14 protein-coding genes, 1 tRNA gene and 1 pseudogene are annotated in these 13,065 nt (G+C 65.9%); 10 read left to right on the top strand and 6 right to left on the bottom strand.

What is annotated here, in order from left to right:
* The first annotated feature begins 1 nt into the window (after position 1).
* Positions 2–430: a tRNA adenosine(34) deaminase TadA gene (tadA, locus tag ACOQPH_RS15955; protein WP_420624371.1), complete on the top strand. Its 429-nt coding sequence runs from the start codon at positions 2–4 to the stop codon at positions 428–430.
* 110 nt (positions 431–540) lie between these two features.
* Here the strand turns inward: tadA and ACOQPH_RS15950 are convergent, their stop codons facing one another.
* The gene (locus tag ACOQPH_RS15950) at positions 541–879 is read right to left on the bottom strand and encodes a type II toxin-antitoxin system PemK/MazF family toxin (RefSeq protein ID WP_420622311.1); all 339 of its coding nucleotides are present in this window, start codon (positions 877–879) and stop codon (positions 541–543) included.
* Entirely contained in the window at positions 842–1,063 is a 222-nt protein-coding gene (locus ACOQPH_RS15945; RefSeq protein WP_420622310.1) for a toxin-antitoxin system protein, read from the bottom strand. Before ACOQPH_RS15945 ends, ACOQPH_RS15950 begins: the two co-directional genes overlap by 38 nt.
* 165 nt (positions 1,064–1,228) lie before the next feature.
* Here ACOQPH_RS15945 and ACOQPH_RS15940 point away from each other — a divergent pair.
* The 5 genes and pseudogenes from ACOQPH_RS15940 to ACOQPH_RS15920 all read left to right on the top strand — a co-directional run.
* Positions 1,229–1,309, top strand: a pseudogene (locus tag ACOQPH_RS15940) (tRNA-specific adenosine deaminase); the annotation flags it as partial.
* A gap of 213 nt (positions 1,310–1,522) precedes the next feature.
* Positions 1,523–5,446 carry a fibronectin type III domain-containing protein gene (locus ACOQPH_RS15935; protein ID WP_420622309.1) on the top strand — a complete coding sequence of 1,308 codons (3,924 nt, stop codon included), beginning with the start codon at positions 1,523–1,525 and terminating at the stop codon, positions 5,444–5,446.
* A gap of 43 nt (positions 5,447–5,489) precedes the next feature.
* Positions 5,490–5,696 carry a hypothetical protein gene (locus tag ACOQPH_RS15930; protein WP_420622308.1) on the top strand — a complete coding sequence of 69 codons (207 nt, stop codon included), beginning with the start codon at positions 5,490–5,492 and terminating at the stop codon, positions 5,694–5,696.
* A 378-nt stretch (positions 5,697–6,074) separates the two neighbouring features.
* Positions 6,075–6,887, top strand: a complete 813-nt coding sequence (locus ACOQPH_RS15925) for a TIGR04255 family protein (RefSeq protein WP_420622307.1) — start codon at positions 6,075–6,077, stop codon at positions 6,885–6,887.
* A gap of 167 nt (positions 6,888–7,054) precedes the next feature.
* Positions 7,055–7,357: a hypothetical protein gene (locus ACOQPH_RS15920; RefSeq protein ID WP_420622306.1), complete on the top strand. Its 303-nt coding sequence runs from the start codon at positions 7,055–7,057 to the stop codon at positions 7,355–7,357.
* Between the two features lie 334 nt (positions 7,358–7,691).
* Here the strand turns inward: ACOQPH_RS15920 and ACOQPH_RS15915 are convergent, their stop codons facing one another.
* A complete protein-coding gene (locus ACOQPH_RS15915) occupies positions 7,692–7,892 on the bottom strand; it encodes a hypothetical protein (protein ID WP_420622305.1) in 201 nt (66 codons plus the stop codon).
* Between the two features lie 362 nt (positions 7,893–8,254).
* Positions 8,255–8,344: transfer RNA gene (locus tag ACOQPH_RS15910), tRNA-Ser, on the bottom strand.
* A 107-nt stretch (positions 8,345–8,451) separates the two neighbouring features.
* On the opposite strand from ACOQPH_RS15910, the gene xseA reads away from it, so the two are divergent.
* The 4 genes from xseA (at position 8,452) to ACOQPH_RS15890 (ending at position 12,239) form a co-directional block, all read left to right on the top strand.
* Positions 8,452–9,780, top strand: a complete 1,329-nt coding sequence (gene xseA / locus ACOQPH_RS15905; protein WP_420622304.1) for an exodeoxyribonuclease VII large subunit — start codon at positions 8,452–8,454, stop codon at positions 9,778–9,780.
* Positions 9,777–10,019, top strand: a complete 243-nt coding sequence (gene xseB, locus ACOQPH_RS15900) for an exodeoxyribonuclease VII small subunit (protein ID WP_420622303.1) — start codon at positions 9,777–9,779, stop codon at positions 10,017–10,019. Before xseA ends, xseB begins: the two co-directional genes overlap by 4 nt.
* Before the next feature lie 289 nt (positions 10,020–10,308).
* A complete protein-coding gene (locus tag ACOQPH_RS15895) occupies positions 10,309–11,328 on the top strand; it encodes a TolB family protein (RefSeq protein ID WP_420622302.1) in 1,020 nt (339 codons plus the stop codon).
* 17 nt (positions 11,329–11,345) lie between these two features.
* Positions 11,346–12,239 (top strand): alpha/beta hydrolase family protein, encoded by an 894-nt coding sequence (locus ACOQPH_RS15890; protein WP_420622301.1) that lies wholly within the window; start codon positions 11,346–11,348, stop codon positions 12,237–12,239.
* Between the two features lie 70 nt (positions 12,240–12,309).
* Here the strand turns inward: ACOQPH_RS15890 and ACOQPH_RS15885 are convergent, their stop codons facing one another.
* Positions 12,310–12,648, bottom strand: coding sequence for an HIRAN domain-containing protein (locus ACOQPH_RS15885; protein WP_420622300.1), 339 nt, complete (start codon positions 12,646–12,648; stop codon positions 12,310–12,312).
* A complete protein-coding gene (locus tag ACOQPH_RS15880; protein ID WP_420624392.1) occupies positions 12,549–13,052 on the bottom strand; it encodes a hypothetical protein in 504 nt (167 codons plus the stop codon). Before ACOQPH_RS15880 ends, ACOQPH_RS15885 begins: the two co-directional genes overlap by 100 nt.
* Positions 13,053–13,065: the final 13 nt, after the last annotated feature.

Below are 13,065 nucleotides of genomic sequence, written 5' to 3'. Positions count from 1 at the left end.
CATGGAGCTGGCATTGGAGCAGGCCCGGCTGGCTGCGGCGGCTGGCGAGGTGCCCGTCGGCGCCGTCGTGATTGTCGATGGCGAGGTGCTGGCGGCACGCCACAACGAGCGCGAGGCCGCCAACGACCCCACCGCGCATGCTGAAGTGCTGGCGCTGCGCGACGCAGCCGCCGCCGTCGGAGACTGGCGACTGTCAGACGCGACGCTGGCGGTGACGCTCGAACCGTGCCCCATGTGCGCCGGGGCAGCCCTGTCGGCCCGGGTGGCCCGGGTGGTCTTCGGGGCGTATGACCCCAAGGCCGGCGCTGCTGCCACGCTCTACAACCTGCTCGTGGACCCCCGCTTCAACCACAACTCTGAGGTGATTGGCGGAGTACGCGAATCCGAGTGTGGCGAGCTGCTCAGCGAGTTCTTCAGCAATCACCGCTGAGTGCGCAGCACCATGCAGGAGTCGGAGGAACCCTTCCCCTCAAGTCACCCGGCGGCACCGGAAGCGAGCGTCGCGGTGGGCCTGCGGTTCTGCGTCACCGGATGGCTGGGTCAGAGTCCGAGCAGGTCAGCGATGAGTTCTCGAATCTGACGCAGCGCGACGGGCCCGGTGTTGGTGCCCGTCGTCTCGACGACGCGGTCGACGCCGAGGGTGGTGGGCAGGTGCGCTTGGGCGACACCGAAGCCAGCGATCTCAACCTCGCTCAACCAACCTCGCCTGGTCGTCGTGCAAGGTACGACCACGATCGCGTGTTGACGGAACTCGAGCACATCATCGGAGGTGACGACGATGGCCGGTCGGACGAATCCGGGCTCGCCCCTCGCCGGCGTCCCGAAATCGCAGCGGACGACGTCACCCGCTTGCATCAGCGACATCGCTCGCAGACGCATCGAGCACAGCCTCGTCGTCGGCATCGAGCGGGGCACTCGCGAGCTGAGCCCCGATGATGCGACGACGTTCGCGCCGGATCAGCTTCTCGATCTGCGCGTCGAACGTGAGCCCCTCACGATCGGCAAGCTGACGCAAGGCATCCCGGGTCCGAGCCGAGACCTTGATGGTAGTCGAATCAGGCATACCGCAGAGTATGCCTCCTCAGGCTCGTCATGCGCGCTCTGAAATCGTCTTGATTTCGGTTAGCAGCACCCGGGTCTCGGCTACTGCGTCATCGGGGAGCTGATTGATGCGGACTAACCGACGCTCGAACTTTCCCATGTCGCTTCCGAAGGCGACGAGATCGTCGCGGCGCGCCACAACGAGCGCGAGATCACCAACGACCCCACCGCCCATGCCGAAGTGCTGGCCCGGCGAGACGCGGCATCCGGCCCGGTTCGCTCGCAGACGGTCTGCTCGCGGGCGTGCTCTACAGTATCTTGACGTCTCATATCTATATGTTGATGCCTCACAACGGGCCACGCGCTGAGCACAAGCGCTGCACAACGAAAAATCCGAAGGTGGTTGTAGCCCCCCCCCCCCCCCAGATCGCGCCGTTCCGGCAACTCCGGCGAACCCGGGTCCATGAACCCGCCCAGCGCCGTGAGACGCGCCGTTCTGGTGGGCGCTGCTGTGGCGCTGGTGGCCACCGTCGTCGTGGCTGTCCCCGCCTGGGCCCAGAACCAGGAGGTGGCCCCGACTCCGGCTGCGGTCGGCGCCGACCCCCCGGCCAAGCCCCACAACCTCGGGGCCTCCGCCGAGCACGATGAGGTCACCCTCACCTGGACGGCCTCAACGGACCAGACCGTCACCCACTACGCGATCCTTCGCCGCAACCGCGACGCGGACGCAGTGGGCGTCTTCCACGTGATCGAGGCCAACGCCGGCCCCGAGACCAGCTACACCGACAGTTCGGTAACGGCGTCGAGCACCTACGTCTACCGGGCGAAGGCGATCAGCCCCACCGGCGTCAGCCAGTGGTCCGGCTACGTCAGAGCCGACACCCCACCAGCCCCGCCGGAGCCCGCAACAGCCGACCAAGAGGACCAAACAGCCAACCAAGAGGACCAAAAGGAGGGAGCGTCGGAGTTCGTGCAGGTGGTGCCCAGACTCGCGGTGTTCACCGACGCCGACTCAGTCGTGCCCCTGAACTGGGCTCTCACGCCCAGCGGCCTCAGCGCCGGCAACCAGTTCCGGCTGTTGTTCGTCACCCACCCAGGCCACGCCCCGACCTCCACCGACATCGACGACTACAACGACTACGTCCAGTCCCAGGCCAACGCCAGCAACGCCCACTCCGCCATCAAGCCCTACGCCTCGGGGTTCCGCGTCGTCGGCAGCACCGACGACGACGACGCCCGCGACAACACCTCGACCGCCTGGACCAACATCAACAGGGGCGTCCCGATCTACTGGCTGAACGGTTCCAAGGTCGCCGACGACTACGAGGACTTCCACGACGGCTCCTGGGACGACGAGGCCAACCCCCGGGGCCGCAACGGCAACAGAGTCGGCTCGCACAACACCTGGATCTGGACCGGAAGCAACAGCAACGGGACCGAAGCGATAACTGACAACAACTCGCAGGCCTTGGGCGCCTCCACCGTCGCTCTCGGATGCCTCACCGGTGCGGGCGGTCCCATCGATTGCGAAGCCAACACTGTAGGCACTTACGCGTTTTCTACACCGCATTCGAATTTTCGCTACTACGCCCTCTCGGAGGTGTTCACGGTGGGCGGCAGCTCGCCGGTGTTCACCGATTCGGACCCGGCGTCGCGCAGCGTGGCCGAAAACTCCAGGGCTTTCACCAATGTCGGTGCCCTGGTGGCGGCTACCGACGCGGACATCGGCGACACGCTGACCTACAGCCTGGGGGGCACGGACGCGGCGTCGTTCAACATTGGCACGACCAGCGGGCGGATCCTGACCAAGGCCGGGGTGTCCTATGACCACGAGACCAAGTCCCGCTACTTCGTGGAGGTGACCGTCACCGACGGCACCTACAGCGCCACCATCGCCGTGACCATCACGGTGACCGATGTGGACGAGCCGCAATCGGCCGCGCCGGGCGCGCCCACGGTGTCCGCGACGGGCAGCACGAGCCATCTGAAGGTGACCTGGACGGCGCCGGCCAACACCAGCCACCCGATCAACGACTACGACATGCAATACCGCACCGACGGCAGCGGGGCCTGGATCGAGTGGCCCCACAACGGCACCGGGCTCAGCACCACGATCGCCGGCCTCACGGCTGGCACGGCCTTTGAGGTGCAGGTGCGGGCGCGCAACATCGAGGGCGTCACCGCCTGGTCGGGTTCGGGCCGGGCCACGACCGCCACGGCGACCGCCGTCGCGTTGAACTGGGAGCTCAAGCCCAGCGGGGTGGCCGCGGGCGGCCAGTTCCGGCTGCTGTTCGTGACCCATAGGACCCTCAGGCCGAACTCCAGCGACATCGGCGACTACAACAGCGAGGCCCAGGGCAACGCCAGAGCGGGTCATCGGGCCATCAAGCCCTATGCCTCGGGGTTCACGGTCGTGGGCAGCACCGATGACGACGACGCCCGCGACAACACCGCAACCACCTACACCAACACCGCCAAGGGCCTCCCGATCTACTGGCTGAACGGTTCCAAGGTCGCCGACGACTACGAGGACTTCTACGACGGGACCTGGGACGACGAGGCCAACTCCAGGAACCGCGGCGGCAATCTGTCTTTCCCCGCCAACGGCGAGGTCTGGACCGGCAGCAACAGCAACGGCACAGCGGCGACGGCGGCGCTGGGCGACAGCAGCGTCCGTTTCGGCCGCCTCAACGGCACCGGCGATCCCCTCAACGCGAATGGGACCTATACCGATACCCGGCAGCTGCCCTACTACGCCCTGTCTGAGGTGTTCACCGTCGGCAGCGCTGCGAACAGCGCGCCGGTGTTCGCCGACACCGCGCCCGCAGCGCGCAGCGTGGCCGAGAACCCCGGCGCCGGCGCGAACGTCGGCGCCCCCGTGGCGGCCAGCGACGCCGACGCCGACGACACGGTCCGCTACAGCCTGCGCGGCGCCGACGCGAGGTCGTTCGCCATCGATCAGTCCAGCGGCCAGATCCGGACCAAGTCCGGGGTGGCCTATGACTTCGAGTCCAAGTCGGGCTACTCGGTGCAGGTGCGCGCCACCGACGGCACCCACACCGTTACCAACACCGCCGACATCGCGGTGACCATCACCATCACCGACGTGGCTGAGCCGCCTCGGGCGCCCGCCGCGCCCAGAGTGCGCACCGTCGCGGCGAACACCGACAAGCTGGCCGTTCACTGGACCGCGCCGGCCAACAGCGGCCCACCGGTCACCGACTACGACGTGCGATACAGGCTGGGCGGCAGCGGGGCGTGGAACGACGTGTCCCACACCGGCACCGCCCGCACCGCCGCCATCACCGGCCTGAGCGCCGCCAACATCGACGACGTGGCCGTGCAGGTGCGCGCCACCAACGACGAGGGCACCGGCGCCTACTCGAAGTCGAGCCCGGCCCTGTACGACATCTGCGGACGCACCGCACAGGTGGTCCAGGCGATCCTGGCGGCCACCCCCGGCGCCGACTCCTGCGACTCGGTCTCGTGGCAGGACATGGCGGCCATCACCGCACTGGACGCCCGGGTGACCAAGTCCCGGTCCCTGAAATGGGTCGACCTCGACGGGCTTGCCGGCCTGACGCACCTGGACCTCAGCGACACCTCGCTGGACTCGCTGCCCCCAGGCATCTTCGCCAACCTGGGAAGCCTGACCGAACTGGACCTCAGCGACAACCACCTCCTGATGTCGTCCGACTGGCATGCGGGCATCTTCGACGGCTTGGACAGCCTGGAGACCCTGCGCCTCGCCAACGTGGGATACGAAGGACGAGGCATCCAATTCATCAACAACAACCACTACAACGGCTTCTTCGAGGGCCTCGGCAACCTGCGGGAACTCGACGTGGGGCCCAGCACGCCGCACCTGGGCGCCCCCCTGGCGTTCGTGCCCCTGACCAGCCTGGTGACCTACAACGGCCAGCCCTACACCCGGCCCGTCGCCGCGCCGCAGAACCTGACAGCCGCCATCAGCGACATCGCCGGATCGGTCATCGTCAGGGTCAGAGACGATAGGGGCCGCCTCACAGGCGAAAAAGCCAGCTTCTGCAAGAAGGTCACCCTGAACTGGCAACCCCCCGCCGGCGCCGCCAACATCACCGGCTACAAGATCATGCGCACCCACTACGGACACCCCGTGATCAGCCAACGCAAACCCAACACCGACTACCGCCGCTATGGCTACGACATCGCCACCCTCGCCGCCGGCGACCGCTCCTATGTCCACGAACCGCTGCGACCCGGCGCCAACGGCCACACCTTCACCTACTACGTCGCCGCCGTCACCCCCGACGGCGTCGGCTTCCCCGCGGTGGTGAACGTGAGCGCCCCCATCAAGATCCGCTGGAACTCAACCGGGACCATGACGACGGGACCCGACGCACTCCCGTGCCCCATGCTCGAGTAGCACGCCCGCCCGCAGCCAACCCACCACGACAACCGTCTCGCCCTTGAGGGCGGGACGGTTGCAGCATCGGGTCGACCGTGGCGACCCATCGGTCGCGTTGGGCACGGTCTTCGAGGCAGCCTCGCTGGTGGGTGTGCGTCTGTTCAGCGAAGACGCCGCAACGCGGACACGGGAGTCCGAACTCGTCGACGCTCGCCTGGCCGTGCTGCCCCAGAGAGTGCGTCACCGTGTCGTCGATGACGACTTCTAGTCCGCGGCTGAATCCAAGCACAGTCTTCGTGTGGGTATGGCTGCCCGATGCCTCCGAGCCGGTTGTGGCAGGGCGTCTCGAATCCGTCGTGGACCGGTGACGGTGCGGCTGTCGCGTCATGGGTCCGCGCGTTCGTTCGCAGTACCATTGACCCCGGATGACCGTTGTGACGAAGAATCGACCCAGTCATGCGGCTGCGCCAGGTTGGGACATGCGGAACGAGACATCCACCCGTCGAGCCGAGAGCCGTGCTAGTTCGACGGCAATGTCCAGCAGATTCCTCGGCATCCTGCGGCAGTTCGGATTGGGAGCGCTCATGACTCAACTGGACACCCGTCTGCGTGCGCCGCGGCTAACTGACTCCTTCAGCCTTATGTCATGCTGAGCGCGGTGTCCCAAGTCTCCAGCCCTCGCCCGGACTACAGACATCCACCGGTCACCGAAGTGGCATTGGCTGTCCAGTTCGCCGAACCACTACCGATCGAAGCTGGCGGGATCGAGCACATGTCCGAGGTGTGGGCGGACATGGTGCCCGTCTCCTCGATACGCGAACCTCTACCGCCACTGGACTCTTCTGTCGGTTCGGAGGAAGATGCAGTGGCGTCCCCTCCGACGGAGAGGCTGTGGCTGACTGACAACACCGGGAATCGAGTGATCCAATTCCAATCCGATCGGCTGACGGTGAATTGGCAGAAGAGCAATGCACTCGATGAGTACCCACGATTTGAGACGATTCGGGAGTTCTTCGTCACTGCCTGGCAGCGGCTCACGGTCCGTTTGGAGGCAGACGGTCTTGAAGCACCCGAGCCGAACGTTTGCGACGTGCTGTACGTGAATCGACTGGGTGAAGCACAAGGTTGGTCTGGGGGCAGCGATACTGCTGCCCTGCTCGCCCCATGGAACGGGTCGCACAGTGACGAATTCCTGCCCGAACCAGAGATGACCGCGATCTACCTCCACTATCATCTCCCGACCTTTGGCTGGCTCAACGTTGAGGCTTGGGAAGCCACTGATGACGACGAGAACGGACTACTCGCCTTGTACCTGCAGAGCCGCGGTCATCTTCCAATAGAGGACAGCAACCTGGACGGCGCTCTTGCGTTTATGGAAACGGCGCGGGAGTGGATCGTTCGTGGTTTCACGTCAGTGACAACAGCGCACGGACACCGGATATGGGGAAGGCTTCAGTGAACTCGATCACGCAGGAACACATGCAGCAGCGTGCTGAGTGGGTTTGCGGCAACTGCTCGACGCCCGCCTGGCGCGTTCGTTCGGACAGTGATACCGCGACACGGGTCGAGAGCCGCAGTCCGACGTGGTTGCCCGCAGTCGAGAAACGACTGCGAGGATTCTTGGACTTGCCGGAGAATTGGAACGGATACGGCGAGCAACGCATCAGCCGACATGCTGTCAACGGAGCGCTCGGATTGCTGGAGTCGCTTGGTCCGCAGATCGCCAAGCCCATCACCTCGCCACTGCCTGACGGAGGTGTGCAGATGGAGTGGATACGCGACCGCTTCGAACTGGAAGTTGAAGTCCGCGCCGGTATGCCTCTCGCTCTGTTCTTCGTCGATGCCGATGGCAACGAAACTGACCAAGACGACGCGTCTAGAGAGGAACTGCGCCTCCACTTGGCGTCAATGGGGTACCAAACCCGTTGAACTGCTATGTCGATCTTGACGACGGCGAGGTCTTGTGGCGCAGAGTTCACGAAGACCACTATGAAGAAGGACGCGTCACCAGCGCGGCGTTCAAGGGCTTCGACTTGTCAGTTGATCGAGCCACGATTCAGGAAGACCGGTCTGCCACGTTGAAGGAAGGCGTGCGTGTGGCAGCGTTCACGGCGGCTGAGGCACGCCGCCACGATCAGCAACCTGTGGCGGCACCCAATCCGGGAGAGCCAGCACACGCTCTGGTGCGAGGAAACAAGACGAGGAACATAAGTCGCGCTCTCGCCAGACTTGCCCGGTTCATCCCACGTGACGAGTTCTTGCCCTAGCCGAGAAGCGTGTGCCCTGAGATTCGGACGTCGCCGGTCACGTCGAGCGTCTCGCAGATGACCTCACCTGCTGATGTGAGTCCTGCTCCGAACGATGCGGAATTGCAGCGAAGCTCTTTTTCGCCGAGCCGCACAGGTCCGGCGACTTCGACGTTCCCGGCGATGTCGATCTGGGTGTTCTCGATCTCGCCATGCACATCGATATCTCCGTCGATGTCGATGTAGCTCGGTACGTGAGTCGCGTACCGGAGCTGGGGACCCTCTCGTCGACTTGGACGACGCGCAAGACCCAATTCCCGGACTCGTGCGCGGCAGATTCCGGGGTGCAGCGGAGCCGTGATCGCCCGGGATTACGACCGACCCGGCACCTCGCTCGTTAACGTCTCGGATAGGTCATCCGGATCGAGGCGGCTCGTGCCTAACGGGCGACACCCTCAAAGTTGGACCGAGAATCTGCCGAATTCATTTCTCCGCGATGCACGAATCTGATGACTCACCGCATAACAGAATAGTCAGTGACTATAAAACTGCTGGTCAGAGCCATTTTTCGGTGTTTGAATGGCGGAAGGTGTGGGATTCGAACCCACGGTGACCCGAAGGCCACAACGGTTTTCGAGACCGCCCCATTCGTCCGCTCTGGCAACCTTCCGCAGCGCACCCTATCGACGCTGACCACGGTGACCGCCTGACCGGCAGCCGGGTTCTCGAGTCGTAATTCGGTCGCGGCGGGCGCGATTTCGTGACAGCCTCAGGGCCGTGAGCAGCGCTGTTGAAGGCTTCGAAGCCGTGGCCGGCGACGACGCCCCTCAGCCCGACGGCACCTGGTCGGTGTCGGACCTCGCGGCCGCCATCGAAGAGACGATCCGGCTGGCCTTCAGCTCCGAGGTCTGGGTGCGCGGCGAGATCATCGGCTACTCGCAGGCGGCGAGCGGCCACATCTACTTCAACCTCATCGAGCCGGGCATGGGCAAGGACCGCCGGGGCGCGCGCATGCGGGTGGCGCTGTTCAAGGGACGCCAACGATTCGTGAACCGGGATCTGGCTGCCGGAGGCGGGCTGACGCTCGACGACGGCATCGAGGTGCGGATCCGCGCCGAGGTGGAGTACTACGCAGGCAGCGGGCAGGTGCAGCTCATCATGAGCGGCGTCGACCCACACTTCACACTCGGTGTGCTGGCCGCCGACCGCGAGCGCACGCTGGCCGAGCTGGCTGCCTCGGGGCTGTTGCGGCGCAATGCCGCTGTGCCGCTGCCGCTGGTTCCGCTGCGCGTCGGCCTCATCACGGCGGCCGGCAGCGCAGCCCACGCCGACTTCATCCACGAGCTGTCAGCGAGCGGCTACGCGTTCGAGGTGTTGCTCTGCGACGCCCGGGTGCAAGGCGTCACCGCCGAAGCCGACCTTGTCGCGGCGCTGCGCACGCTCGGGAGCGCCGAGGTTGACGTCATCGCCGTTGTGCGCGGCGGCGGCGACCGCACCGACCTGTTGGCATTCGACCTCGCCAGCGTTGCGAAGGCCATCGCGACGTGCCCGCTGCCGGTGTTCTGCGGGATCGGCCATGAGATCGACACCTCGGTGGCGGACCAGGTGGCACACACGGCTGCCAAGACGCCGACCGCGTGCGCCGCCGCCCTCATCGCCCATGTCGCCAGCTTTGACGAACGCCTGGTTCGGGCACGGCGCGAACTCCATCGGACTGCCCGCTCCCGGGCAGCCGCAGCAGCAGCTCGCTTGGCGGCAGCTCGTGGAGCGCTCGGCCTGCTGACCGAGCGGCGTCTGGGCCGGCCGCGTGCTCGCCTGGGCCAGGCACGGCTGCGGCTCGCACACCGTGCCGAACGGCGAGTATCGGAGGCGCACGCCCAGCTGCGTTCAGCTGCGGCCGTGATTGCCGCACTCGCGCCACAGCGAACGTTGGCTCGCGGCTTTTCGATCACGCGTGCAGCCGACGGTGCCGTCGTGCGTTCGATGCCCGCTGCCGGAGCCACGATCACCACTCAAACGTTGGATGCGGAGTTCGCCAGCACCGTGAACGCACCGACTGCCACATCAATTGCCGACCCGACCGACCGGGGGACAGACAACCCATGACAGACCCTGTGACAGATGACGGCGAGCTCAGCGGCTACGCCGAGTCCATTGCCGAGATCGAAACGATCCTGACCAGCCTCGAGGGCGACGACGTCGACATCGACACGCTGGCATCGAAGGTCGAACGCACCTCAACGCTGATCGCGCACTGCGAGCAGCGGTTGCGGGCCACCGAGCTGTCGTTGCAGACGATCCTGGCTCAGCACGAATCGACGCCGTCGGACAGCGACGGCCCTTGAACGGCCGCACGTGGCATTGCAGGCATGTGTGGACCGAGGGAGTTGGTGGGCGCTCCCCCGGTCCACCTGCGCGTCACGGGTCGGTGGAGGACCCGGAGCGCACGCTGGTGCCGCTGCGGAATCTGCTCAGAATGAGTGACCGCAGCGGTGTATCGAAACCAACGAGGAACCTATGAGTTCACCATCGCGTTGTCAAGATAACGGCGGCCGAAATTCCAGTAATTCCAGGGAATTTCAACATGGTGCGTGGCCGTCGCCGCTGCGGGCGGCTGACGTTGCCGCGGGCGCGGTGCGAAGGACCGAAGCACGCGTCGCTGGCGCCTGGGCCTACTGGGTGGAAGAGCGGCCTCTCGAGCGTGGGCGAGGCGCCGTGGTCCGCGTGCGGCTCGACGAACCCGGCGCTCAGCCCGCCGATGTGCCCCGTACGGCGGAAGCGGACATCCGCACTTCCGTCCACGAATACGGCGGCGGGGCTTGGCTTGCGTTCACGGCGCCTGATGACGGCCATTTCGTGCTCGGCAGCTGCATGAGCGACCATCGGATCCGGCTGTTCGATGTGACAGGTCGCAGCGAGCCGCACGCGGTGACCCCTGAGCCGGACACTCCCAGGGGGTTGCGCTACGCCGATCCGGCACTCGTGCCAGATCCCCAGGACAACGCTGAGGGCGACAGCTTCGATCCGGTCAGCGTGTGGGTGCGTGAGACCCACACCGACGGCGGTCACGAACCCCGCAACGAACTCGTTGCGGTCCGCCTCGACGGAACGGTGAGTGTCGTCGCGACGGGTACCGACTTCTATTCCTCACCTAGGCCGGCGCCCGACGGCAGCACGCTCGCGTATCTCAGCTGGGACCACCCGAACATGCCGTGGGACCACGTCCGTCTGCATCTCGTGGACCTGCGTGACGGCAGGCCGGTGCCGGGCAGCGATCGGGTGCTGGTCGACGGCCCTGCACTGACCCAGCCGGCTTGGAGCCCAGACGGCGGCCTCCATATCGTCACCGATGTCGATGGTTGGTGGTCGATTCACCGGGTGGACACCCGCACGGGTGCCACCGAACCGTTGCTGGGTGACACAGCCCCCGGCGAGAGCAACCGCGAATTCGGGGTGCCGGCATGGGTGTTCGCGCAGGCTACCTACGGCTGGGATGGCGGCGGCACGCTGTGGTGCACCTGGACGTCCGGCGGTGTCGGGCACCTCGGAGCCATCCGCGACGGTCAACTCGAAGAGATCCCGAGCGGGTTCACAGAATTCGGGAGACTGGCGGTGACCCCAGGCGGCACAGTCGTCACTGTGGCCGCCAGCTGACTCGCCGAGCCGCGATCGTGGAAATCTCACCCGACGGCGGGCATCGTCAGCTCAGCGACGCCGAGCAGTCGGCGCTCGAACCCGGCGACGTCTCGGTCCCGCGGGCGTTCACCTTCGACAGCGACGGCGGCCGCCAGGCGCACGCGTTCTTCTTCCCGCCCGCCAATTCGGCGGTCGCCGATCAAACAGGCGAGCCGCCGCTCATCGTGTTGAGCCACGGCGGGCCCACGGGTTCGGCCCGCAGTTCGCTCGACTTGGGCATCCAGTACTGGACCACCCGGGGCATCGCCGTCGTAGACGTGAACTACGGCGGCAGCACTGGCTACGGCACCGGCTATCGCAACCTGCTGGCCGGCCAGTGGGGCATCGTCGACACGCAGGACTGCATCGCTGCAGCGCTTCATCTTGCCGTCGAGGGCAACGTTGACCCGCAGCGCCTGGTCATCAAAGGCGGCTCGGCGGGCGGCTACACCACGCTGTGCGCGCTCACGGGCAGCGACGTGTTCGCTGCGGGCATCTCCCGGTACGGCGTGGCCGATCTCGAAGCGCTGGCTCGCGACACCCACAAGTTCGAGGCCCGCTACCTCGACGGGCTGATCGGCCCATACCCGCAGGAGGCCGAGCTGTACCGGGAACGCTCGCCGATCTGGCGAACTGGCCAGCTGCGTACTCCGATGATCGTGCTGCAGGGCACCGAGGACCGGGTTGTGCCCCAGAGCCAGTCCGAGCAGGTGGTGGCGGCACTGGCAGACGCGGGCGTGCCGCACGCCTACATGGTGTTCGAAGGCGAGGGGCACGGCTTCCGCCGCGGACCCAACATCGTGGCTGCGCTCGAAGCCGAGCTGTCGTTCCTCGGCCAAGTGCTCGGCTTCGAACCCGCAGGCGACATCGCCCGCGTCGAGGTGCGCTGACCGATGGGCTGCGCCAGTCGATGGACGAGCTGAACACCGAGTGACTCGCGGAGTCCTGCCCGTCGTCGTTTCAGGCGGCCATGGGCTGATAATCGGGCCCAGTGAGGGGTTCGTAGCCATCAGGCCACGGCGCTCGCAGCCGGCACAACAGTCGCATGTGCGATGGAGCGCTCTCAGGGTTGACATGCTCAGCTGTCACCCCAACGCACCCGTCGTGTTCCCGAAGCTCGTGAAATGTGTCAACCAGACAATCGGGCACCCATCCGACTTGGTGCCCTGTACGAGTGCTGACGAGGATCGCCCGCTGGTTCACGGGGTTCGTCGGCTCATCCACAAGCTCCAGCGCATCACCGGACTGAACCTCGCAGACTGCTTCCGAAGCGCCGTCAAGATGCCGGATGCCGCGCAAAAAAACAGCGTGGTAAGTACACCATCGCTGGTCTTCTCGGGATGTGCAAATACCTCGACGCGGTCTGTCGCTTTCCACCCCTCGCTACGAATCAGCACTTCGAAAGGGTCCGTTTCGACATCAAGGTTCAGCCGCTGAACAAAATCCTCGTAGTCGGGCCGCCGCCTTGGCATCAGCCGATTGCGAAAGACAGGGAAGAGCTGCCCGCTCTCGTAGACGGTGTGCAGATCGGGTAGTCCCGGAAGGCCGTGGAATCCGTCGAATTGCTCGGCAGCCTTCACGTAAACGAAACGGTAGGCCTCGCTGTCGCCCGTGTCGCGGCGGGTGAGCACCCTGACAGGCCGGATCAGACCCTCCGGATTCTGCCAAGCGGCGTACAAGCGACGCTCTCGCTCTCGGGACATGGCTCTCACGGTA

The sequence above is a fragment of the Candidatus Poriferisodalis sp. genome, assembly GCF_965221945.1.
Classification (GTDB): Bacteria; Actinomycetota; Acidimicrobiia; order Acidimicrobiales; family Poriferisodalaceae; genus Poriferisodalis.
The sequence above is the reverse complement of the archived record's forward strand: the minus strand, read 5'-3'. Positions and strand labels throughout refer to the sequence as shown.